Genomic DNA, 24,271 nt, shown 5'->3' on the forward strand with positions numbered 1-24,271 from the left:
AGCCGCAAAGAAATGCTTCTATCTTCAACGGAATTGCTTTCTAAATCAGTATCCATAAAATAAATGGGGAGGATATGACCATTAAGGCCGGTATAATCCAACCTATATACTTCTATTTGTACATCTCTGCCTTGTAGATGGAGGGGAAAAGTGAAATCTAATTTTTTCAATAAAGGTTCGGGATCAAATTTGGGATAGGTTTCAGTTTGGTGCCCTTCCTCATCAACACGCTGTTTGAAATATCCTTCCTTATATAATAAGGTAATGGCACATAAAGGCAACCCTTCGTCAGCCGCCGCTTTAATATGATCACCTGCTAATATACCCAATCCGCCACCGTATGTTGGTAGACTGGAACTAATACCAATTTCAGCACTAAAATAGGCAATCTTGTAGTCGGAAGTCGTCATTTAGTTCATTCTTTCGCTCTGTTGAGTCAGATTACACATGCGTTCAATTGCTCCGTCAGACAGCAAATTGCGTTTGAACCGCCATATCCAGTTTCCCTCAACTGTACCGGGAATGTTCATGCGGGCTTCTGAATCGAGACCAAGAATATCCTGAAGCGGAATAATAGACGTATGCGCATTGGATTGTAGTGCCATCTGAATCATATCCCAGTTTATTTCTGACTCATCGTTGCCGAGATAGCTCAAAACTGTGGCACGCTCTTCTCTGATCTCAGCTAATGTTCGTGTAACTGCATTGCCCGGTTCGGCATGAAACCACCCCCGTGTTGTGTCATTATCATGGGTGCCGGTGTAGACGACACAATTCCGCGGATATTGATGCGGCAAGCAGCCGTCTCTCAGCTCGTGGGGATCAAAGGCAAACTGAAGTATTTTCATGCCTGGCAGGTGATATTTTTCCCTCAATACGGTAGCATCCTTCGCCGCTTCGCCCAGATCTTCGGCAATGATCGGTTTCTTGCCCAGTTCACGAAACAGGGTATCAAATATTTTTTCTCCCGGACCTGTCACCCACTTGCCATTCTGTGCTGATTTACTTTCAATGGGTACTTCCCAGTATTTCACGAAACCGTTGAAATGATCAATGCGTACGATATCCACCATATCATACAACTTCTGCAGACGGTTCGTCCACCAGCGGTACCCTGATTTATCGTGCGCATCCCAACTGTAGATAGGATTGCCCCACAACTGACCTGTTGCACAAAAATAATCGGGCGGACAACCCGATTGTACGATCATAATACCATCTTCATCAAGCTGGAAAAGCTCCTGATTCACCCACACATCAGCACTGTCATGGGAAACATAGATTGGGATATCACCCACAATCCTTATCCCCTGACTATGCGCATACGCTCTCAGGCGATTCCATTGATCATCAAAGAGATACTGTACAATTTTCTGCCGTTGAATCGATTCTTTATACTCAAGGCGGGCTGATTTCATCGCTCCGTCTTTACAATGAGCGTACTCCGGATCCCAATCCGTCCAGACTGCCCCATCATGGGCATCCTTAAGAGCCGTAAACAGGGCATAGTCTTCAAGCCAATAAGCGTTCTTTTTACAGAATAAATTATAGGCTGATTTTTGTTTCTTTGTTGCACGTTTGTCGAACATTTCACAGACAGTATCGAGAACAGCACTTCTGGCAGGAACAACAGAATCGAAATCTACCCGATCATCAGTGAAGTTTGGCAATGCTTCGAGTTCACTATCTTCCAGGAGCTTGTCATCAACCAGCAGATTAAAACTGATCAGCAGCGGATTATTAGCGAAAGCTGAAATCGTCGTATAGGGTGATTTGTGATTACCTGTATCAATAACAGGGAGAATCTGCCACAGGCTCTGCCCCATTTCCTGCAAGAGATCAATAAAAGCATAAGCATGAGGACCAATTTCACCGATCCCGTAGGGTCCGGGGAGAGACGTGATGTGCAGAAGCACACCACTTCGTCTGGGGAATTCGGTCAAAATATTTGCCTCACTCTTAGTCAACGGCGTGAATGAATTGAACAGACTTCACTATTTGACAGGGAAATTATACCTACTTCGCCAAGCGGACTCTCTACGCCTTGCTTAGAAGATCATCCAGATGGAGATCAGCTCGACGCATCATCCTTTGAACAGTAGGATTAACGTCGATTTCCATTCGCTGACCGGCGAGAGTTAAATCGAGAACTATATGGTTTCTGGCAATCTCTGTGATGGCTTCATTGTTCGTCCAGATGGCCTTGTTATTCGGATGATCAATAGCTCGCCCCATGATTGTCACTTTCTGATCCGACACAAGAATAATTTTGGGATTCCAGATCTCAAGAAGTTCATCTTCGTCAATACCGTAAGAGATAACAGAACCGAGTTCGGGTGGAATATCACAGAAAGAAAATATGATGATATCCACCCCTCTATCCACCGCATCACGGATTTCCTGAACCAGTTTATCGTACTCCTTGCGCCATATCCCGAGAAACAGGGTCTCCATGGAACCGTTAATAGTCTCTCTCGCCCTCAGAATCAGATCCTTATAGCCGGTAATGTGCCAGAAGTCAAAAGCTTCTTCTTTAAGTTCGAGAGAATCGAGGGCCGTTTTGAGTGTATCCAGGCGGTCGGAAGTGAGCTGGCTGAAGTGCTCCAGGAGAGTTGAAGGTGGTAGCGGTATGAAACGCCTAGGAGATTCTCCAACTCCATTGATGATATTCATGGATTCAAGGTGATTAAGAACAGTGTAGATGGCCGACCGCGGTATTCCCGCCCTTTTACTCACCTCATATCCTGTAGCTGGGTTATTCCTCAGTAGAGTGATATATGTCTTGGCCGCATTTGCCGAAAAACCAAGGTCACCCAATGTCTCTACGATCATCTGCTCAGCACTCATCTTTTTCCCTCAGATCTCTAACACCCCTGACAATTATGGCGAAGTTTGGTTGCTCAATTATGGGGAAATAACTAAGTTTGCCTTTGCGTAACTCATTAGAGAGTTACTAAATATACACAAATTCCTGGAAACTGGGAACTGAAAAATGGAGCTGCGGCGATTTCTTTCTCTATCCATCACCCAGAGCAGAATGGAAACTGATCCTCGGTAAGGACGATAACGAAATCATCGATGCAAAATCGGTCAAGATGTTCGTCAGAAGTCAAGCTCCTGGCGGCCCTGACTGGATGCAAAAGTAAGTGTAGAGTACACAATCGAAGGGGGGGCGCTAACCTAGCTCTTTTTTTATTCTTTAACGGGTTTAGTGCTGAAGAGTATTGTGATGGCTAAATTACGGCGCATATTATGGGGTTTGATTTCAGACAAAATTGGCCGAAAAAAGTCCATAATTCTTATGACAACATTTCAAGGTGTAATTATGCTCATGGTGTACCATATATTTATTATGTACACTTATGAAATTGGTTTCATTGTAGGAGCTTCTATCATTGGATTTAACTTTGGTGGAAATTTTGCACTGTTCCCAGCAATTACTGCAGATTATTTTGGCAATAAAAATATTGGCAGTAATTATGGATGGGTTTTTTCTGCATATGGTGTTGCAGGGATTATTGGACCATTTATTGCTGGATATTTTAAAGATTCAGCTCAAACACTTACAGCTCCATCAGTATGGATGATTCCATTTATTATTGCAGGTGTTGCTTGTTTAGCAGGTACCCTGGTCATGCTTAGGTGTAATCCACCTTCTTTAGGTGATCGGCAACAAAGCACCACAGTATCAAAAAAAATCTTTACAGCTAAATGATTTTTATTGATAAATAGATAGGAATATCCTAAATTGATGTAATAGGATTTTCATTTTCAAAATGATCTTTAAATCCGGAGTGGTAAAATGAAAAAGATCGACCTGAAAAAAACATATAAACAGTTTTATCAACCTTCATCGAAGGCGATTGAAGATATTACTGTTCCTGCTTTTAATTTCCTCATGGTAAATGGGGTTGGAGACCCAAATACAGCTATTTCATTTCAAGAAGCCGTTGGTGCATTATATAGTTTATCTTATACAATAAAATTTTCTAACAAATCTGAATCACCCGATTTCGATTTTACCGTGATGCCATTGGAAGCCCTTTGGTGGTCAAAAAATATGGATGCTTTCACCGATGGAAAAAAGGATGAATGGGAATGGACATGTATGATACATCAACCTGATTTTATATCAGAAGCAGATGTTATATCAGCAAAAGAGTCTGTAATGAAAAAGAAAGATCTTTTTGCTGTCAATGATGTGCGTTTTGAGACATTTGAAGAAGGACGATCTGCTCAAATTTTATATATTGGCCCCTATGCTGATGAAGCATCCACAATAAAAAATATTCACCAATTTATTTCTGATGCAGATTGTGAACTATCAGGATATCATCATGAAATATATTTGAGTGATCCAAGAAGAACTGCACCAGAAAAATTAAAAACAATTATTCGTCAACCTATGAGATCCAAGGAATAGTCCTATGGAATTAAATGTAATGCAACCGGACCAACTCGATGACCTGATTCAGGGAATATCTTTGGCTGATTATCAGGTGATTGGTCCGATGGAAAGTAATGGCGCAATCGCCTATGAACCCATCGAATCAGCTGATGACCTTCCTAGGGGGATTATTGATCATCAAAGGCCTGGGAAGTATGCCTTGCAAAAGATACAATCAAGTCGATTTTTTGGATATACAGTATCTCCATTTTCATGGAAGAAATATTTATATCCACCCGTCCAAACTTTATTTAAAGCAGAAAGGAATGGACAGGGAATTCAACTAGAAACAGATAGTCATGATGTGAAATATGCTTTCATCGGCGTCAGAGCTTGTGAATTATCTGCAATAAAAATTCAGGATAAAATTTTCTTGGGTGGAGACTATGTCGATCTCCATTATAAAGAACGTAGAGAAAATGCTCTCATTGTTGCTGTTGAATGTTTTAATACATGCGAAACATGTTTTTGTGATTCAGTGGGCTCTGGTCCAGAGATCCCAAATGGGGCAGATATAGTATTGACCGAAATATTAGAAAGTGGAGAACACTACTTCTTAGTGCGGTCAGAAACTGAAGCTGGGCAAGAAATATTGAATCAAATCAGTTTAAAAGATACTGAAAATAATCACTATCTAATTAAAGATGCACAGCTAGAACGTGTTAGAGCAAAACTGAAAAGAAAAGTTCAGACTACAGGTTTAAAATCAAAGCTGTTGAAAAATCCTGACCATCCTAGATGGGACGAAGTTGCTGAACGTTGTTTAGCTTGTTCAAATTGTACAATGGTTTGCCCAACTTGTTTCTGCGCAGATGTATTTGATATAAATGATTTAGACGGAAACACCAAAAGAGAACGACGATGGGATTCTTGTTTCACATCTGATTTTACTTACATCCATGGTGGGAATATCCGTCATTCAGTCAAGTCTCGATATCGTCAATGGCTCACCCACAAATTTGCTTCTTGGCAAGACCAATTTGATTCACTCGGCTGTGTTGGTTGTGGTCGCTGCATCACATGGTGTCCCCCCGGTATCGATATCACTGAGGAATTGAAAGCACTTTCAATACCCCCGAATCAATATAAAAAAGGAGAAATAAATCATGTCTAATTTTATTGCTGAACAATTATCAGAGCATCCCATTTTTAAAGGACTACCATTTATAACGCTAAACGATATGATTGATTGCGCTTCAGAAAAAATATTCTCCAGGGGTAGCACAATATTTTTAGAGGGTGAAGATGCCAATTACTTCTATCTCATTTTGTCCGGTGCAGTCGATCTGTCTCTCCATACCCATAATAAAGGTCCTATAGCAATTCAATCCCTTCATAATGGAGATATCTTAGGATGGTCTTGGCTGTTTTCACCATTTGTTTGGCATTTTGATGCATTGGCTAGAGAAAAAACAAATACGATCAGAATAGATGGAAAATGCATTAGAAAACTATGTAAGGATAATCCTGAATTGGGATATGAATTAATGAACCGATTTTCAAAAGTAATGTTGGATAGACTGAATGCAACTCGGTTACAATTGGTTGATATATATGGATAATGACTCAAATTCGATAATGGCATTCAATCGCCACTCACCTTTAATCCCTGGGATTTTTGAGGTTAAATCAAAAAGTAAAGAAACCCATGACACATGGAGTATTGTCCTAAATAATAAAGAACCCTGCAGAGTTGAGACTTTTAATCCTGGTCAATTCAATATGTTATATGCTTATGGTACTGGAGAGATACCAATATCAATTAGTGGTGATTGTAGTAATCAAAAGTATATAGTCCATACAATTCGTGATGTAGGAAAGGTAAGCCACGCGCTTTGTAATTTAAAGTCCGGAGACCAAGTTGGAGTTCGTGGACCATTTGGAACCACCTGGCCTATGGATCAATTAAAAGGTAAAGATGTTGTCATCATTGGTGGTGGGATTGGATTAGCACCTATACGACCAGTTATTTTTCATATTCTTGAAAATAGAGATGATTATAATCGAGTAGCCATTGCCTACGGAGCAAGAGCTCCGGAAGAAATGTTATATCCAACTCAAATAATGGATTGGCGAAGTCACCTTGATATGCAGGTTCGAGTCACAGTGGATTCTGCATCACCTAAATGGCATGGCCAAGTTGGTGTAGTAACAACATTAATCCCAAGATTGAATTTTAATCCTGACAATACAGCTGCATTAGTTTGCGGACCCGAGATTATGATACGATTCGCCGTAAAAGAGTTGATTAGCAATGGGATTAACCCTGATGAAATTTGGGTGTCAATGGAACGAAATATGAAATGTGGAATCGGATTAAGTGGCCATTGTCAAATGGGATCTATGTTCGTTTGTAAAGATGGTCCTGTATTTAATTACATGGATGTAGAACGATATTTTCGAATCAAGGAGTTATAATGTCTAATACAAAACCTAAACTCGCTGTATGGAAATTTGCTTCTTGTGATGGGTGTCAGTTATCTCTATTAGATTGCGAAGATGAACTTTTAGCGGTTGCGGAAGCTGTTCAAATAGCCTATTTCCCAGAAGCAACTCGAGAGGTTGTGGAAGGACCTTACGACGTATCCTTTGTTGAAGGATCAGTTACAACACCTCATGATGAAGAACGGATTAAAGAAATTCGTGAAATGTCCGGCATTGTTATTACCTTGGGTGCTTGCGCAACATCTGGAGGTATACAAGCATTAAGAAATTTCGCGGATGTAAATGAATTCACCAATATTGTCTATGCGCACCCCGAATATATCAGTACGCTTGATACATCTCACCCAATTTCAGATTATATCAATGTGGATTTTGAACTTAGGGGCTGCCCGATTGATAAATATCAACTTTTAGAAGTAGTGATTTCACTACTTGCAGGTAAGCGACCTGCTATTCCAACACATTCAGTCTGTATGGATTGCAAGTTGAAGCTGAACACATGTGTATTAGTTGCAGGGAATGAACCTTGTCTCGGTCCTGTCACTCAAGCTGGATGCGGCGCACTCTGTCCATCTTACAATCGTGGATGTTACGGTTGTTTCGGCCCACAAGATTCAGCGAATACAGATTCAATGACGGAAGTCTGGCGACACCTGGGTGTTTCAGATGACACCATCCTGCAGACATTTCGGGGATTTAATGGATTTATAGAACCTTTTAAAGGAGCAAGTGAACGCCTTGAAGAACACAAAAACCATTAAAGTCGATTATCTTGCCCGCGTTGAGGGTGAAGGTGCTTTGTTCATTAAAATCAAGGACAACGAATTACAAGATTGCAAATTAAAAATTTTTGAACCGCCGCGGTTTTTTGAAGCCTTTTTACAGGGGCGCCACTTTACCGAAGCACCGGATATTACAGCCCGTATCTGTGGAATTTGTCCCATTGCCTACATCATGAGTTCTATCCATGCCATGGAGCGAATTCTGGGTATTGAAGTAGGCGGACAACTTCGGGAATTGCGCCGGCTCATCTATTGCGGAGAATGGATAGAGAGTCACGTGCTCCATGTATTTATGCTTCATGCGCCGGACTTTTTGGGCTATCAGGATGCCATTCAACTTGCAGGCGATAAACCGGAATTAGTGAAAATGGCGCTGCGTCTGAAAAAGGCAGGGAATGAACTGGTTCGGCTCTTGGGTGGTCGGGAGATTCATCCCATTAATAATAAAGTGGGGGGATTTTATAAAGTCCCTGAAAAACAGGACTTCGCCCCTTTACTGGAAGAATTAAAATGGGCAAAGGATGCATCTATTGAAGCGGTAAAAGTTGCTAATTCTTTAGAGTGTCCTGATTTTGATCAAGATTATGAATTTATAGCACTTCACCATCCCGACGAATATCCTTTCAATGAAGGACGACTTATTTCAAATACCGGTTTGGATATTGACATTCAGGATTACGAAGATCATTTTGAAGAAATTCATGTGGAACATTCCAATGCGCTGCATTCCATACATATAGAGCATGGTAATTATTTTGTTGGCCCACTCGCAAGGTATAATCTCAATTACAATCAACTTTCAGAACTTACCAAACAAGTAGCAGTTGATATTGGGTATGATAGAATTGTAACCAATCCATTTCAGTCCATCGTAGTCAGATCATTAGAAACTGTTTATGCAATTGATGAGGCGATTCGAATTATTGAAAATTATGAAAAACCAGAAAAGCCGGCTGTTGATTATGACATTAAGCCCGGTATCGGTTGGGGCTGCACCGAAGCGCCCCGGGGCATTCTCTATCATCGCTATGAAATTGATGAAAAAGGTACCATCAAAACGGCAAAAATTGTTCCACCTACGGCACAAAACCAAAGTCGGATTGAAGAAGATTTGTCAAACTTCATTCCCAAATACATGGATTTAAGCGACGAAGATCTCACTTGGAAATGCGAACAGGCGGTGCGGAATTATGACCCCTGCATCTCCTGTGCCACCCACTTTTTGAAATTGGATATTGAACGGGAATAATATGACTGAATCAATTTTAATCATCGGCGTTGGCAGTCCTTACCGCTGTGATGACAGTGTGGGACTTGCCATCTTGAAACAACTTCGCCTACATGAATTGCACAATGTGCATTTGATGGAACGGTCTGGTGAAGGATCAGATATTATGGATATATGGCAAAGCTATGGCCACGTAATTTTGGTGGATGCAGTTCAGTCCGGTTCAGCCCCCGGCACCATTCACCGCATTGATGCCAATACAGAAAAAGTGCCTACCGATTTTTTCCATTATTCCACCCACGCCTTTGGCGTGGCGGAAGCAGTTGAAATGGCACGAACCTTAGGTGAATTACCGAAACATGTACTCATTTATGGTATTGAAGGAAAAGATTTCGAAATAGGAAAAGAAATTTCAGCGGAGATAGAAAAAAGCGCTGAACAAGTGGTACAGCAGATTCTGGATGATATTCATTCAATCAGGGAAAAGGAATTGGCGCATGCATGAACTCACCTGAGATGACTGACAATCCAACTGACAGGCATGGCGGCCAGACCGTCGTTGATATACTGATGTCCCACGGCGTACGGCACATCTTTACGCTTTGCGGCGGACACATCTCCCCTATTCTGGTTGCCGCCAAGGAAAGTGGTATCCGCGTCATCGATGTGCGCGATGAAGCGAGTTCTGTATTCGCTGCTGATGCTGTTTCGAGACTTTCCCAGACGACAGGTGTCGCCGTTGTCACTTCCGGCCCGGGACTTACCAACACTATCACCGCCGTTAAGAATAGTCAACTTGCCCAGTCGCCCATAATTCTCATTGGAGGCGCCACGGCTACTGTGCTAAAAAACAAAGGTTCCCTCCAGGATATCGATCAGTTGGCGCTATTGAAACCTCACATCAAGTGGTCTGCCACCGTCCGCTACGTCAATGAGCTCAAATCTAAACTGGAAGCCGCCTTCGCCGCCGCCCAATCGGGTGTCCCCGGGCCTGTATTCCTCGAGATTCCCGTTGACCTTCTCTACCCCGAGCAGATGGTGCGCGAATGGTACAAGACCACATCAGGGACAAAGAGCCGCGGGCTTCAGGATACACTGTTCAACAGCTATCTGAGATGGCATCTGAAACGGCTCTTCAGCAAAGGAAGACAGTCATCAAAAACTATAACATTTGATGCGGGATTTGCTCCCCCTTCCCCGGGAAAACTCCACCGTGTTGCGACGCTCCTGAATAAAGCTGAACGCCCAGTCATGCTGGTGGGGAGTCAGGCGATGCTGTCAGCCGCAAAGGCGCCGGCGATTCAGGAGGCGATCCGGTCGATGGGAATTCCAACTTATCTCTCCGGCATGGCAAGGGGTCTTCTGGCCGAAGATGACCATTTCTATTTTAGACATAAGCGGAAACTCGCCTTGAAGGAGTCCGATCTGGTCATCCTTGCAGGCGTTCCGTGCGACTTCCGCCTCAATTACGGCCGCCACATTCCGAGGTCGGCCAGTCTGGTTTCTATTAATCGCAGCCGTCACGATCTGAGGAAGAACAGACGACCTGATCTGGGTATTCCGGCTGATCCCGCTGAGGCGATCCTGAGTCTCGCTGAAATGAGCGACGGAAATCAGAACCGGGAAGGCTGGATCAACACGCTGAGGCAGCGCGACAATGAGAGAAGAAACGAGATCGAAAGCCAGGCCGCCATCGATACCGGTTTAATCAATCCTCTGAACCTATGCCGGGAGATCAACCTTCATCTTGATAATAATAGCATCCTCGTGGCTGACGGCGGCGACTTTGTGGCGACGGCCTCCTACATCATTCAGCCGAGAAGTCCGCTGTCGTGGCTCGACCCCGGCGTCTTCGGTACCCTCGGCGTCGGAGGCGGATTCGCCCTCGGCGCAAAGCTGTGCCATCCCGAAGCGGAGGTGTGGATACTGTACGGCGACGGCGCGGCCGGATTCAGTCTGGCGGAGTTTGACACCTTCGTCCGCCATAACCTCCCTGTCATAGCCGTAGTGGGTAACGATGCCGGCTGGAGCCAGATCGCCCGTGAACAGGTGGAAATGCTCGGTGACGAGGTTGGGACTGCCCTTGCGTACACCAATTATCACAAAGTGGCTGAAGGGTACGGCGGAGTAGGATTGTCTGTTCAGAGTTCGGCTGAGCTGCCAAATGTACTCAAACGAGCCAAGGCGACAGTCCGGGAAGGTAAACCTGTACTCGTGAATGCTCTGATTGGGAAGACGGACTTCCGCAAGGGATCGATTTCGATGTAAGATGGCAAAAGCCGAACCAGTTTCCGGATCCACCAGCCAGTGGAGACTAAATTGGTTTTGCAACAGAGAGAAAAGCCCGGGAACTCCCGGGCTTTTCTCGGAGGAACGCAACTAAAATGAACCGCCTTATCTGAGCAGTATCATCTTGTGAGTCCGGAAAAAACTTCCTGCCTTGATTCGGTAAAGATAGACACCTGTGCTCACAAGCCGACCGGAGTTATCCTTACCATCCCAGACTGCCACCCTTACTCCCGGTTCTTCCATGCCGCTCACCAAAGACCTTATCTCCTGTCCCATAAGATTGTACACTTTGAGATTGACGTAAGACGCTTCCGGTAAGTCGAATCTGATCACGGTCACGGGGTTGAACGGATTAGGAAAGTTCTGGGAAAGATTAAATTCCGTCGGAACTGTCTCCCCATCCATCAACGACAGTACCGTATTTGATATGCCCGGAGTAGGACTGTCGCCGCCTATTCCGTCAAAGAACTTCCAACGATCTGATCCGTCCGGATAGCGACCGTAGCTTATGTCCGTAGTCTGACCTGTATAAGTGAGGGTATCAGCGGGCAAGATAGCCGAATTGTAAAGACCGATCTGTTCTCCACCCTTACCCAGTTTAAAGTCGGCGTGGAGAACGCCTTGATCAGTCTCTCCGTCGCACCAGATTAACAGGAAACCCCCCGATGCGATCGTGGTCGATTCAGGAGCACCATCAGGAATCTGCCAGAGTGTTGGCTTACTCAGATTGTCCGTCATATACCATCCGCCTATATCGACAGCTTCCGTTGTGGGGTTATAGATCTCAAGGAAGTCGTCGAAGTCACCATTCTCATCAGTACAGCAAGCATCATTACTTGTCAAGAACTCATTGATCTTAAGCGGTATCGGTGCAATGTACTTGCCCTTATCAAAGTCAAACTCGTAAAACTTGTTGCCCCGGTCACTCACCATATAGACCACTGTCTCCGATGCAAAAGTTACTCCTTCAGCCTGATTCAGTGGAATAAACCATGAGCGCAGATGTTCACCGGATTGTGAAACTTCATTCAGCGAATAACCTTGATCACTGACTATGAAGAGTGTGCCCCAAGTGGGATGAATCGAAATCCCCGAGACATCGGCCGAAAAGGTCAGAGTTGTCCTAGCCAATTCATTTCCGCCGGCATCCAATTCGATTAACTTGGATGGATTCTTCTCCTGAAGCACAAATATATGCCCTGTGCTGTGATCGATGGTAATTCCCTCAAGACCATCGGTGAGGCTGGCATCGGGAGTCACCGAAATACTACCCACTTTTGTGCCGTCCAGTGTGTATTTGACTATTTCCCATGTCGTCTCCTCAACAACGTAGATTGTGTCGTAAGTGGAGTTAAACGCAATACCCTCAAAGTCATTACCGCCCACCATCAGAGAATCGAGAACCTCCCCCGACGTGGAGATTTCGTAGATGTTGGCATTGTTGTCGTCATTGTGAGTAAAGAGGGTTCCACTGTTTGCGTTGTAAGCGAGACCTGAAGGTTCTCGAACTGGCAGATCCACCTCTTGAATCGGCACCCAGTCCGTTACCCGGTAAGAGTTAGGTTCGCCTGGCGCAGATATTGGATATACTGACTCAGATGGAGCATCATCTGAGGCGTGGATGTACCAGTACACAACGACTCCGCCCTCCTGAGCAGGAATGGTACCGCCGTACACGCCGTCTCCCGCGCTGCCGTCATTATGCTGACCGTCATCGACCATGGAAACACTCGAGTATGAACCTGAAGAAGGATCATAGTTGAGTTCAACGGTTAAGTTCGATGCCGAAGACATGACCATCGCTGATAAGGAAACAGCTTCATCAGCCTCAGGGAACATCGGCTCTCTGATCACATCAGAGATGTTAGGACCTTCTGCCACCTCATTGGTAGAACCTGGTGTTGGGAGAGAAAACGTTTGCCAGTTGTCGGCCGCATCGGGATAGCGCCCGTAGGAAACGTCGGCTGTCTGAGCGTCAAAAGTGAGCGAGTCAACCGCCACAGTTATACCACCATTGTCATAGAACAGACCCACCGCATCACCGCCGGCGCTCAGTTTGAAACCGGCATGCAAAACATCCGGGGATGTTACCGGATCCTCCTCACTTCCGTCGCACCAGACCAGTAGGAATTCACCAGCCGGGATAGTTGTACCTGATGGAATAGTATATTGAGTCGGGGTCGTATAGTCATCGGTCATGGACATTCCCCCAATATCAACATCGGATTCACCATAATTGTACAACTCGACCCAGTCACTGAAATTGCCGTTCTCGTCCTGATTCACATTGTCATTCTTCGCAAGAAACTCATTAATCCTCACTGTGATGTTGCTTCTACCCGGCGACGGCTTGTAGTACCATTCCCAGTTATCAACCAGAGTACCCGCAGTCGTCCCTCCATCTGGCGACCGTCCAAAAGATGTATCAACCGGCCATTCACCAAATGATAGCGAATCCATAAAAGATCCATCCGGTTGCACCAAGGCCACTGACTCGCCTCCGCTGCTGAGGCCGAAACTGACGTGCAATGGGCCGTAAGTGGGATGCTTATCAGCGAAAATTAGCAGAAAGCCGCCAGGTTGGACGGTGGTCACCTCAGGCTCTGCATCACTTAGCTGGAATGCAGTGGGATTATTGAGGTCATCCGTTACATACCAGCCTCCGATATCGACCGCTTCGGTACCAGGATTGAATATCTCAAAGAAGTCTGAGCAATCATACCACAGACAGTCATCATGGGCTCCCTGTTTTGCCATTACTTCATTAATGTAGAGCGTCTGTCCCATTCCAACCGATAATGAGCCGAATATGATGACACTCAGTAGCATTTTTTTCATGATTCATTTCCTCATATTATAGTAGACTAAATATATCCATATAGAATTTGTTTATCATTAACAAGAATTATAGCAAATACTATGCCAGATTGTAGCAGACAGTGTTAACGACGACATGTCAATACCATCTGGTCTGTATGCTGTAACTACATTCGTCAAAATGACATAATATCGTCTAAATCTGTACTTGGACATTTCAACGCTCCACCGAAAACTGATATAGCCTCTCACTCTCATCACTGATAATATAGATCAGACCACTCTCCTCATCCACGGCAATGCCCTCGCCCTTGATCACTTCAGTGCGGTACTTGCGAACGACCTCTCCATCTGTCCCCACCCGATATACCTTCTCCTCCTCATCGCTCAGAATCCACAACTGCCCGCTTACGGCATCGTAGGAGATTCCTGAGTAGTCTGCTGCAAAAGTGATGCGGTCATAGCTGACAAACTCGAGCGTTGCGTTAAGTTCTATGAGGGCGCCGGGGTCTTTCTCTTTCAGAAGATAGGAATGACCGTCCTCCGGATTGATAGTGATTCCTTCCAGCCCGCCGCCACCGGTAACGCCGCTGAGAGTCACTCTGCCGAGTTCGTTGCCGACTGTATCAATCTGTACCACCTCTCCGGTCAATTCCTCCACTACCCAGAGTGTAGAATCGAGGATACTCTGCACCACCCCTTCCATGTCGGCACCAGTGTATGACAGCCTTCTTACTATTTCACCCGTCAGACTTATCTTGAAGACTGCGCCCCCCGGCTTGTCGCTCACGGTCCAGAGGTGATTCCCGTCCACAGAAAATGAGAGGCCCGAAGGTGACTTAATATCGAGATCATAATCGGCCACCGGATTGAGAGCGTACTCCACAGTCACGGTTGAAGAAGTCGTATCCGAGTCACCTCCATCGTCGGTTACGATGAGTGTCACACGGTAAGCAGCATCGGATTCATAGATGTGGTTCACCGTCACCGCCTCGCCTGTTTTTCCATCACCAAAGGTCCAGAGGAAGGCTACGATATGACCATCTGAATCAGACGACTGGCTGGCATCAAGTGTGACCGTATCTCCCGGTGACGGGCTCTCGGGAGAGTAACTGAAAGACGCCGCCGGAGGAAGATTCTCCTCGAGCGGATCGGTACACGAAACTGCCGCCAGAAGGCAGCACCCGACCATGACCGTAAGTACCCTCATCAGCCCTATCCTAGTTCTCAGCCTAAGCCTCCGCCTTAGCCTTCAAGCAATTTTAGTCTGTCAGCAGAGCCAGAATCTGGTCCAGGTCATAAATGACAATGCGGGAGTTCCACTGGTCCACCACCGCAAGCCGTCTCGAGCCGTCTTCCAACTGCACCGCAGCAACACCATCGGGCGAAGCGAGTTCGTTCTTGCGCCAGCTGTTCTTCAGATGAGGAAAAGCACCGCCGACAATGATATTCTGCTCATTATAGTTGATACCATCAATAACACAGTCCGAGTGATCGTCGCAGTAGTAGAAGGCGTTCTTACCAAAGAAGCCCGCCAGTTTGCCTGTCTGGATTTGCACGACATAAACCCTACCACCTTTCTCATCCACCGCAAAGAGGTAGTTGCCGAACAGTCGTACACCCTCCACAGAGTCGTCAATCAGACCTGACACAATGGAACCATTTTGCATAGTGACACCCAAGAGCCGCTCAAGAAATTTTCCCGTATCGAGATCAAACAGCGCCACGTAGCGGTACTTTGCGCTGTTTCCGAATTGATTTTTAAGCGGTTTCTCCTCAGCTATAAACAGCCATCTCCGGGCATCGTCGATAAACATCCCCTCGCTCTTTCGCATCACTTGAGTCACTTCTTGAGAAGCGGCGAATTCGGTATCATAACGGAAAGAGCTACCTTCACGCCTGAACTTTCTGAAGCCGAAATTGTAGACTTTTCCTTTGCGGAATATCTTCTTCGCCATATCCACCACAAAGACATCCCCGGCCGGCGATACAATCAGTCCCTGCGGTTTTAGGAGGCAATCCTCGTACTCGGACCTGTAGTAGTCCTCCTCTGAAATATCACACGGCTTGCCGATAAACTGATCTACAGTCAGGTCAGGGTTCAGCCTGACGATTGTACCCTTCTCCTCCAGCGTCACATAGATGTATCCGCCCCCGTCCTTTGCAATGCCGGTGGGAGCAATTTCCCCACTCAGGCCCAAGTCATCAGCCGTGATAGAGCTGACGAATTTGCCGGAAGGTGAGAACAGCTGAATGCGATCGTTGTTTACGTCGCTGACGAGCAGTGAGCCGTCAGCCAAGAATTCGACGTCATCGGGCTGTGCCAGCTGGTTCGGTCCGCTGCCATAACCGTCTTGCGGGCTGGGAGCAATTCCGAGCGGAGTTATCTTCTCCGTTAGATCGAGATTACTTATATCAGGCGACTGCCCCGTAACAATCACAGCTAGCATCAAGGCAATGAGGAGACAGCTCTTCCCCACGCCCATCGCTCTTACAGCGATGACCGACATTCTATTAAACTAACCCGTATGCACGGGGATAGCCAGCACCAAGACTGACTACCCCCTATATGAAAGCGTATCTACTCTCTCGCCCACTGGGCAGTGTACATAGTGATACTGCCTTCTCTCTCGTTGGCAGAGAAAATAACCCCGTTCTCCTGATGGGCACCTAGTCCTTCGGCGCCAATGGAGCTTTTTCCCATCCCAATGTCATTCTCATAGTCAACACCGGCCGGCGCCATCGAATCGAAGACCGGATTGGCTGGGTCGGTCACATCATAGACAACAACAGCATGAGATTCTTGGAGCGCCAGGACAGCGTAGAGCTTTTCTGTTTTTTCGATGAGAGCGCATTCCTCAGGTTCCGTCCGCTTCTTAGACTTCCTCTCATCAATATTGTACGGGGGCGCTGTGAGGTCCTGTTCAATGATATACGGACTGCCCAGAAGTGCACCGTCCGGAAGACTCATCATCTGGAATGTGCCGTTAATCTCATTCGAGAGGAGAGCGTATTGTCCATCGGGTGATATGAACAGACCATCGGGCTCGGCATCAATCCCTTCACCACCAACGTTTGAATCATCAGGAAGATCCACAATCGTCACCTTGTCATCTGTAAGGGGAACATCAGATGTATTGAAGATGACGATCTGACTTGTTTCCTGCACGGAGCAGATGACCGTTCCGTCGCTGGACGTCTCACAGTGCTCCGGCTCGGAGTCTTCTGCCCAGTCAACCAGGTAATCATCGGCGAGAGTGGCGCTGGCGACACCTCCTGTCAGATCTATGATGGATATGCTTCCGCCCCACCTGTCTTCAGGTTTACACGGCCGGTCCTCACGATCGTCTTCGCAAGCGACAATCAAGTAGGAACCGTCTTTGGTGAAAGCTGTTCCATCCGGGTTGTAGCCCACTTCAACTTCGGCAACTATCGATCCATCGGAAAGTTTGACTAACATGACTTTTCCTTTGGCGCAGTCCACCTCGGCCACACAGACGGCAATGTAGTTTTCACCACTTATCTGTGGGGAGACGTCAATGGAAGTCATCTCTGCCGTCGCGGAGCCCGGATCCAGGGAGAGCGTTGTGCCAAATGTGAAATTCGTCAGCGTGTAGTCCACCACGGTTACCTTGTTTACAGCCGATGAGACAAAGACAGCCTTGTCCTCGGTTCCTGGCACTATGCGTACGATTTCCGGATTTGCGTTCTGTTCAGTTGCCCTCGAGAGAACTGTTTCGATACTGAAGCTGTCATACGTAATCTCGACCTCTTCTTCCTCTTCTTCACAACTGAGAATCAACAGAAACCCAGAAATCGCCAATGTGGTCGTTAAGACCTTCATGGCGTGTTTCATCGTTGTGTCTCCTTTTTGTTTGTTTCAGTGATCACTTTTTTACGTCTTCTACCGACTTCACTTAAACCGAAAAAGCTCTGTTTACTTCTTATCAAAATTCGTACTTAACCTGAAGCAGCAGTTGATTATCTTTCACATGGTCATCTTCGGGTGGATCGCCACCTGTTGCTTCATCTAAGAGATAATACTCCAATTTAACAGTGAGATAGTCATTTACCCGCGTTAATAGTGCCACCGTCGTCATTGTCCGATCCCAAGATTCGGTTTCCCCCAACAGCGGTGGATGCCTGCGGAGGTTCAGCGTTCCGTAGCGGAAAAGAGGTTCAACAGCTTGCACCGGCAGGAAATTCTCTGTTTCCAGAGAATACGACCCCTCGACGTAGTAACCGTCTCTCGGTAGTAAGCCGTCCTGTGCGCTAATATATTCACCCCTGATATGAATACCAAAGCGGTCGAAGCCGCCTCTGCCGCCATACCACCAGTGAGTCCTGTCCGAACGGTCACCCATATCATCGTAACCGGCCAGCGTCTGTGAGAGTTGCGTCTTCCAGTCAAAATCGTCAATCAGTTCCCCGGTGTAGTACCATCCTTGAGCCGAGAGACCGAACGCCTTTAATGTGAGAGTGCTGCCGTATTCAAAAGTTTGACCATCTTTGTTGTCATAATCATCATAAACGATCATTTTGAACGATTTGTCTTCTGCGGCGTCATCGGAGCCCAGCGGCCGCTTCATGTTAAAGGACAGACCCCCTTCTATCTCGATCTGATCCGAAAGGGTCAGCTCTGTCTTAGAAGCGATATGATACTCCCTCCCTTTCCAGAAAGCGGTACCGATGAGAGGATACCCCTCGGTGCGGCGCTTGGTCCTCATGAATGGTTTGTTCTTACCTATTTCCACTTCAGTGTTGATCGATGGAAGCTTGAGTTGAGCGTAGTGTTTATCGACGAACGCCTTATTGTCTCCAAAGCGGAATTCTATCTTATAGAAGAGGTTCTCACTGTAGTTCGCCCGCGCTGATAGTATGGCCTTGTCAATACGCATGTGAGGACTACGGGTCTTGACCTTTTGATAGGTAAGATCCTGGTTTGTAAATCCACCCGGCCCCTCAACGTCGACGAACTCCATTTCCACCTCACCGCCAAACAGGATATCAAGACCGCTCTCACTGGCGACAGAAACAACGTCGACCTGACTGTAACCAACCGTTGCCAGTCCCAGAACCATTCCACTGATTACTATCGATTTTGATCTCATTCTTCTCTCCTTTAGTTTAATCATTCAATTCTTTTCCTATGCTTGAGCCCTGACGTTCCACACGGTGAGCGCCATCAATAGTGACAGCACTCCGGCGGATACCAAAAACATAAATGCGTAATCGAAATTGTAAGTAGTCTCACCTAATATCGTTGTTTTACCGGCATCCAACAACAGACCGCTTATCCAGTCCTGGGTTGCCGCGCCATGACGTCAGATCATTCTTCGTATTCGAAAAGAAACGCAGCCTTCAGTTTTCCGGGGACTACCCAATCGGGTGCCTCTTCCTGCAATCTATCAATAAATGTTGTGCACTTTCTCAATGCTTCTTCAGAATAGTCGCGATCTTCAGGAAAAGGGTGATCAAATGAAAATTCAGGAATTCTCACCTCTTCACCACCCAGATCAAGCAACCATACTGTCAAATCAATCCGTCCTTTCAAGCCGTCACCAAATTCAAACTTTCCGGGACGCATCATCCGCTCATCTGCCGATGCTTCTGCTACGAGCTCCAGCTCGGTATCCTCCGGTAAACCAAAGGTAGATAAAACGGGGTAGATCCTAGCAAATTCACCGATTCTAAAAGATGGAGTATGGTCTAGTTCAACAAGATTTTGAACCGAAAAGGTGATCTCTTTCCCACCGTTCTCTGCGGAGAAATAGACAATGTCAGACTCCAGTTCGATTTTATCATCCTTGGGAGTATAACCGTCACCGATAACAACATCAGCAGTAGCAGCTATCTCAGGCATAGTATTTCTGAATTTCAGCGAAAACTCCGAGCCGGGTTCGCGGTGTCCTTCCTTGTACTTGATCTTCCGTCGCAGTATATAACCGTTTTTCTTGAGGTCATAATTGCGTGTGTCAAAGAAAGAAATTTCTTTGTGCTTTATTTTATATGGATGTTCACTTTCCGCAACAGGTATCCCTTCCTCTTCTGCCACGGCTTTTATGATTGTCCAGTAATCCCTGAATCCCTGTTCGATATCAGCGAATCTGGCTGAATCCAAAAGCAACTTGTACTCACTGGAATTCAATTTGAACTCATTTTGGCTGTTCGAAGTGCACCCTGCAGTAAACAGCAGCACAACCAGAACGGGAATATGTAGAATCTTATTCACTGTCTTCTCTTATACCTCCAATTCACTTCCTTCTTCGCCAACATTAACTTCCTTAATAGTCTTCGCGATATTTGCCAGGTGAACACCAACCTGTTTAATTAAATCCATAAACTCCACATGAACTTCATGAGTCTCAATTGATTTCTCTTTTTCTGCATGTAGGCGCTTCACATGTCGTATACGGAAATCTGATTCCAGTATCTCATACTTTTCTTCTTTACGAAGGATCTTTTTGGCCATAGCCGGATCCATTTCACCTAAGGCATCCCGAAGCCGGCTCATCTGCTTACTTACTTTTTCGTGGTAAGTGATTAACTCTGCCTTCCCTTCCTTGGAAAAATCGCTCTCCAGTTGCAGTCTCTTTGTGGCCAGTGGCACCAAATTTCGATGAATGATATCACCAATATTTTCCATATCGTTGGCAATGGATATCATGGCATATACTTCGCTCATCTGCTTATTACTCAATTCCTGGCGACCTATTTGCACCAGATAATCCACCACCTTCTCATCGAGGAAGTCAATCTTCTCCTCTCGCATCTCAATCCCTTCCAGAATTGTCAGCTTGGGATAGATTTCGTCCTCCCCCGGTTCGTCAAAAGTGAAAGGGTGAACAACGGCTCGGAGCATTCGAGCTATGATCTTGGACATGCGAGATATTTCAGTCTGGGCAAGTTCAATGGCAAATGCAGGATGTGAGATTTGGCTTTCGTCCAGATGCCAGGTTGCAGGAACAAGCCCTACTTCAATCTCTTCCTCTGGTACGCCGGGGATCAACCGCTCTACCACCCGCACAATCTGCGGTATAAAACCGATTAGTAGCGCAGAATTGATGAAGTTAAATCCGGTGTGGAACAGTGAGAGGGCGACCGGAATGGCGGCGGCGGTGAGGAAAGGAGATTGCCCTCCCAACTTTATCGCCACATAACCAATCATCTGGATAAAGGGATAGAAAAGAAGCAGCATCCACACGACTCCCAGCAGGTTGAAGATCAGGTGGGCACGGGCTGCCCGTTTGGCGTTGAAGTTAGCAACAAAGGCGGCAAGGTTGGCGGTGATGGTGGTGCCGATATTTTCCCCCAGTACCATCGCTGCAGCCATGTCAAACGGAATCCACCCTTCGTGAGTCATCAGCAGGGTGAGTGCCATGGTGGCGCTGGATGATTGGATAATCAGAGTTAGAATTGTACCGATTGCCAAGAATAGCAAAACCGACAGATAACCCAGATTCGTGTATTGTTGTAGAAAAGAAAGGATCTCAGGATTGTCTTTGATATCGGGCACAGAATCCTTGAGAAATTGCAATCCAATAAAGAGGACGGAAAAACCGATGAGAAAGAAACCCCAGTGACGACGTTGATCCAATTTGGAGAGCGAAAGGAGGAAACCGAACCCAACCAGCGGTAGTGCAATTGCACTCATCTTCACCTTGAAACCGAGAATCGAGATCAGCCAAGCGGTCACGGTGGTACCGATATTGGCCCCCATGATCACTCCTACCGCCTCGGTCAATGTCAGTAGACTGGCATTGACAAAGCTCACCACCATCAAGGTAGTGGCAGAGGAAGACTGGATCGCAGTGGTGATAAACAGTCCAGTCAGTAGCGCCAGAAAACGGTTTGAGGTGGCGGCGGCGAGGATTTTGCGCATTTTGTCCCCTGCCAGCTCCATCAGAGCATCACTCATCACTTTCATCCCGTAGAGAAACAGGGCAAGTGAACCAAGTAGGGTCAGGATATCGGTAAAGCCGTACGTCATTGCATTGTTGCCAGAATCAACAGAAACTTTTTCTGTGATAGGATGATTTACGTCGCCTCTGCCATCTTATGAATGGTCTTTGCAATATCGCCCGTATAGACATTTATCTGTTTCAATAAATCCATCAATTCCATATGAATTTCGTGTGTTTCTATGGATTCTTCTCTCTCTTCATGAAGGCGTTCTAAATGCCGCGTGCGATATTCGGTCTCCAGATCAGCGTATTTTTCTTCCTTTAACATAATGTGTTTTGCTATGTCAGGATCTAACTCCGAAAATGCCTCTTTCAAACGGCTGATTTGTTTACAGATTTTGGTATGAAAAATATCCAACTCTTCTCTGCCTTCATCGGAGAAATCTGTATTCAACGCTGATTTCTTAGCAATGAGGGGAATCATATTTTTATCAATAGTATCACCAATGTTTTCGATATAATTTACAATGGACATCATCCCATATACATCTTGAATCTGGTGGTCAGATAATTCATGCTGTCCAATTTTCCGAAGGTATCTCACTATCCGCTCATCCAGATAATCCAGTTTTTCTTCTCGCATTTCTATTCCTTCTACTAGGGACAGTTGCGGGTAAATCTTATCCTGCAGTGGTTCATTGGTGGTAAAGGGTTCAATTACTGCTTCCAGCATGCGTCCGATGATCTTTGCCATACGCGAAATCTCACTGCGGGATAGATCAATCGCAATCGCCGGGTGTGATATCTGCGAATCGTCAAGATGCCATGTTGCCGGGATAATTCCTTTCTCAACTTCCTTATCCGGCAGCATCTTGTAAACATAATGTGCCAGGATGGTTGTAAATGGCAGGAAAACCAGCCCGACCGTTAGATTAAAGATTGTATGAGCATTGGCGATTTGCCTGGGGGTTTCGGATGCTAGTTTATCCATCCCAACACTTGAAGATGTTGGTGAAATTGATCTTATGATTTCTGCGAAAGTAGGTATCCAAAAAATAAATAAGAGGACTCCGCCAATTTTAAATATTACATGAGCGATTGCAACACGCCTTGCTTCTCTCGAGGTCCCAATACTTGCTAACCCAGCCGTAATACATGTACCAATATTTGCACCAAATATTAACGGTATACCTGCGTCAAGAATAAGTAATCCTTGTTGCGCCAGGACAATAACAATTCCAGTAAAAGCACTGCTGCTCTGGATCAAAGCAGTGAAAACAACCCCTACCAAAAGCCCAAGAATCGGATTTTCCAAACCTCTGAGCATATCGATAAAAGGTTGGTAGGTGCGCAGTGGTTTCATGGCATCGGACATGAGTTTCATCCCGAAGAAAAGAATACCAAAGCCCATTATGACTTCGCAAATATGTTTACTATTTCCCTTCCTAGAAAACATCCTGATTGCAAAACCAATAGCAATCATTAACAGTGCATAATCTGTTAATTTAAATGCTATTAGTTGTGCCGTTATTGTTGTGCCGATATCAGCTCCAAGAATCACACCGAGGGATTGAACAAAGGTCATCAATTGAGCTTGTACAAAACTAACTAACATAACTGTTGTTGCACTGCTACTCTGAATCACCATTGTTACAAACGCACCAACTGTCATTCCAATTAATCTATTGTTAGTCAGAGCCGATAATATTGACCGCATTTTGTCTCCAGCAGTCTTTTTCATCCCTTCACTCATCTGCTCCATACCAAATAGGAATAATGCAAGCCCACCAAACAATGAGAAAACCAACATTGCCCATTGTATAGTTGCATCCGCATTAGCAGCTCTCAGTGGATTTAATACACTTAATAATACTACAATCAGCATTGACCATTTTCTTTTCAGTGTGTTAATATTTTTCATTTTCTCTTTACTTTGTAGTACGTTTCTTTTCTTGCTTGTATCAATGGTACAGCAAAACTAGCAAGTGCTACTAATAACATAATTAAACTTGCGGGTCTCATAAAGAATACTGTCCAACCACCCATCATGACGGCACGTATAAAATTAGTCTCTGCAATATTTCCTAGCACCATACCGAGGACTATAGGAGCAACCGGATAATTATAGCGTCTTAGGATCCAACCGAAAACACCAAATCCTAAACAGGCTATTACATCAAAGAATGAATTACGAACGGCAAAACTTCCGATGATTGATACAGCAAATATTATTGGGAATAATATACGTTTTGGAATTGTAGTTACTTTAATCCATAATCGACTGCCAAAGAATCCAAGAGCTAATAAAATAATATTTGCTAATAATAAGCTTGCAAGTAAACCATAAATAATGTCAGGA

The 24,271-nt window shown here is 45.4% G+C and carries 21 protein-coding genes; 9 read left to right on the forward strand and 12 right to left on the reverse strand.

Translation table 11 applies throughout. The features are described 5' to 3' along the window. From QF669_05050 to QF669_05060, 3 genes are all read right to left on the reverse strand, one after another. The coding region (locus QF669_05050; protein ID MDP6456806.1) for a glycogen/starch/alpha-glucan phosphorylase at positions 1 to 410 on the reverse strand (410 nt) is incomplete at its 3' end. Beyond that, positions 411 to 1,967, reverse strand: coding sequence for a 4-alpha-glucanotransferase (malQ, locus tag QF669_05055; GenBank protein ID MDP6456807.1), 1,557 nt, complete (start codon positions 1,965 to 1,967; stop codon positions 411 to 413). A gap of 70 nt (positions 1,968 to 2,037) precedes the next feature. Next, positions 2,038 to 2,847, reverse strand: coding sequence for a helix-turn-helix domain-containing protein (locus tag QF669_05060; protein ID MDP6456808.1), 810 nt, complete (start codon positions 2,845 to 2,847; stop codon positions 2,038 to 2,040). A gap of 382 nt (positions 2,848 to 3,229) precedes the next feature. Between QF669_05060 and QF669_05065 the strand changes: the two genes are divergently transcribed. The 9 genes from QF669_05065 to QF669_05105 all read left to right on the forward strand — a co-directional run bounded on the left by QF669_05065 (position 3,230) and on the right by QF669_05105 (position 11,170). After that, positions 3,230 to 3,715, forward strand: coding sequence for an MFS transporter (locus tag QF669_05065; protein ID MDP6456809.1), 486 nt, complete (start codon positions 3,230 to 3,232; stop codon positions 3,713 to 3,715). Positions 3,716 to 3,802: 87 nt separating this feature from the next. Next, positions 3,803 to 4,423, forward strand: a complete 621-nt coding sequence (locus QF669_05070; GenBank protein MDP6456810.1) for a GyrI-like domain-containing protein — start codon at positions 3,803 to 3,805, stop codon at positions 4,421 to 4,423. Between the two features lie 4 nt (positions 4,424 to 4,427). Further along, positions 4,428 to 5,561 (forward strand): 4Fe-4S dicluster domain-containing protein, encoded by a 1,134-nt coding sequence (locus tag QF669_05075; GenBank protein MDP6456811.1) that lies wholly within the window; start codon positions 4,428 to 4,430, stop codon positions 5,559 to 5,561. Next, the gene (locus QF669_05080) at positions 5,554 to 6,009 is read left to right on the forward strand and encodes a cyclic nucleotide-binding domain-containing protein (GenBank protein ID MDP6456812.1); all 456 of its coding nucleotides are present in this window, start codon (positions 5,554 to 5,556) and stop codon (positions 6,007 to 6,009) included. The genes QF669_05075 and QF669_05080 overlap by 8 nt, the downstream gene beginning before the upstream one ends. Next, a complete protein-coding gene (locus QF669_05085) occupies positions 5,972 to 6,865 on the forward strand; it encodes an FAD/NAD(P)-binding protein (protein ID MDP6456813.1) in 894 nt (297 codons plus the stop codon). Before QF669_05080 ends, QF669_05085 begins: the two co-directional genes overlap by 38 nt. Continuing rightward, a complete protein-coding gene (locus QF669_05090) occupies positions 6,865 to 7,653 on the forward strand; it encodes an oxidoreductase (GenBank protein MDP6456814.1) in 789 nt (262 codons plus the stop codon). Before QF669_05085 ends, QF669_05090 begins: the two co-directional genes overlap by 1 nt. Then, positions 7,622 to 8,923, forward strand: coding sequence for a Ni/Fe hydrogenase subunit alpha (locus QF669_05095; protein MDP6456815.1), 1,302 nt, complete (start codon positions 7,622 to 7,624; stop codon positions 8,921 to 8,923). Before QF669_05090 ends, QF669_05095 begins: the two co-directional genes overlap by 32 nt. A 1-nt stretch (position 8,924) precedes the next feature. Beyond that, complete coding sequence (locus QF669_05100; GenBank protein MDP6456816.1) at positions 8,925 to 9,407, forward strand: hydrogenase maturation protease; 483 nt, start codon at positions 8,925 to 8,927, stop codon at positions 9,405 to 9,407. Continuing rightward, positions 9,404 to 11,170: a thiamine pyrophosphate-binding protein gene (locus QF669_05105; GenBank protein ID MDP6456817.1), complete on the forward strand. Its 1,767-nt coding sequence runs from the start codon at positions 9,404 to 9,406 to the stop codon at positions 11,168 to 11,170. Before QF669_05100 ends, QF669_05105 begins: the two co-directional genes overlap by 4 nt. Before the next feature lie 126 nt (positions 11,171 to 11,296). On the opposite strand, the gene QF669_05110 is transcribed toward QF669_05105, so the two are convergent. The 9 genes from QF669_05110 to QF669_05150 form a co-directional block, all read right to left on the reverse strand. Then, positions 11,297 to 14,029, reverse strand: coding sequence for a lamin tail domain-containing protein (locus QF669_05110; protein MDP6456818.1), 2,733 nt, complete (start codon positions 14,027 to 14,029; stop codon positions 11,297 to 11,299). Between the two features lie 196 nt (positions 14,030 to 14,225). Next, positions 14,226 to 15,218: a PKD domain-containing protein gene (locus QF669_05115; GenBank protein ID MDP6456819.1), complete on the reverse strand. Its 993-nt coding sequence runs from the start codon at positions 15,216 to 15,218 to the stop codon at positions 14,226 to 14,228. A 52-nt stretch (positions 15,219 to 15,270) separates the two neighbouring features. Further along, on the reverse strand, positions 15,271 to 16,518 hold the full coding sequence (locus tag QF669_05120) for a hypothetical protein (protein MDP6456820.1): 1,248 nt from the start codon (positions 16,516 to 16,518) through the stop codon (positions 15,271 to 15,273). A 71-nt stretch (positions 16,519 to 16,589) separates the two neighbouring features. After that, positions 16,590 to 17,864: a hypothetical protein gene (locus QF669_05125; protein MDP6456821.1), complete on the reverse strand. Its 1,275-nt coding sequence runs from the start codon at positions 17,862 to 17,864 to the stop codon at positions 16,590 to 16,592. 91 nt (positions 17,865 to 17,955) lie between these two features. Continuing rightward, a complete protein-coding gene (locus QF669_05130; protein ID MDP6456822.1) occupies positions 17,956 to 19,119 on the reverse strand; it encodes a hypothetical protein in 1,164 nt (387 codons plus the stop codon). A gap of 218 nt (positions 19,120 to 19,337) precedes the next feature. Further along, complete coding sequence (locus tag QF669_05135; GenBank protein ID MDP6456823.1) at positions 19,338 to 20,240, reverse strand: hypothetical protein; 903 nt, start codon at positions 20,238 to 20,240, stop codon at positions 19,338 to 19,340. A gap of 9 nt (positions 20,241 to 20,249) precedes the next feature. Continuing rightward, positions 20,250 to 21,998: a Na/Pi cotransporter family protein gene (locus tag QF669_05140; GenBank protein MDP6456824.1), complete on the reverse strand. Its 1,749-nt coding sequence runs from the start codon at positions 21,996 to 21,998 to the stop codon at positions 20,250 to 20,252. Positions 21,999 to 22,045: 47 nt separating this feature from the next. Further along, positions 22,046 to 23,833: a Na/Pi cotransporter family protein gene (locus tag QF669_05145; GenBank protein MDP6456825.1), complete on the reverse strand. Its 1,788-nt coding sequence runs from the start codon at positions 23,831 to 23,833 to the stop codon at positions 22,046 to 22,048. Continuing rightward, positions 23,830 to 24,271: tripartite tricarboxylate transporter permease (locus QF669_05150; GenBank protein MDP6456826.1), on the reverse strand; the 442-nt coding region annotated here is incomplete at its 5' end. The genes QF669_05150 and QF669_05145, both read right to left, overlap by 4 nt.

This window comes from Candidatus Neomarinimicrobiota bacterium, assembly GCA_030743815.1.
Classification (GTDB): domain Bacteria; phylum Fidelibacterota; class Marinisomatia; order Marinisomatales; family S15-B10; genus UBA2146.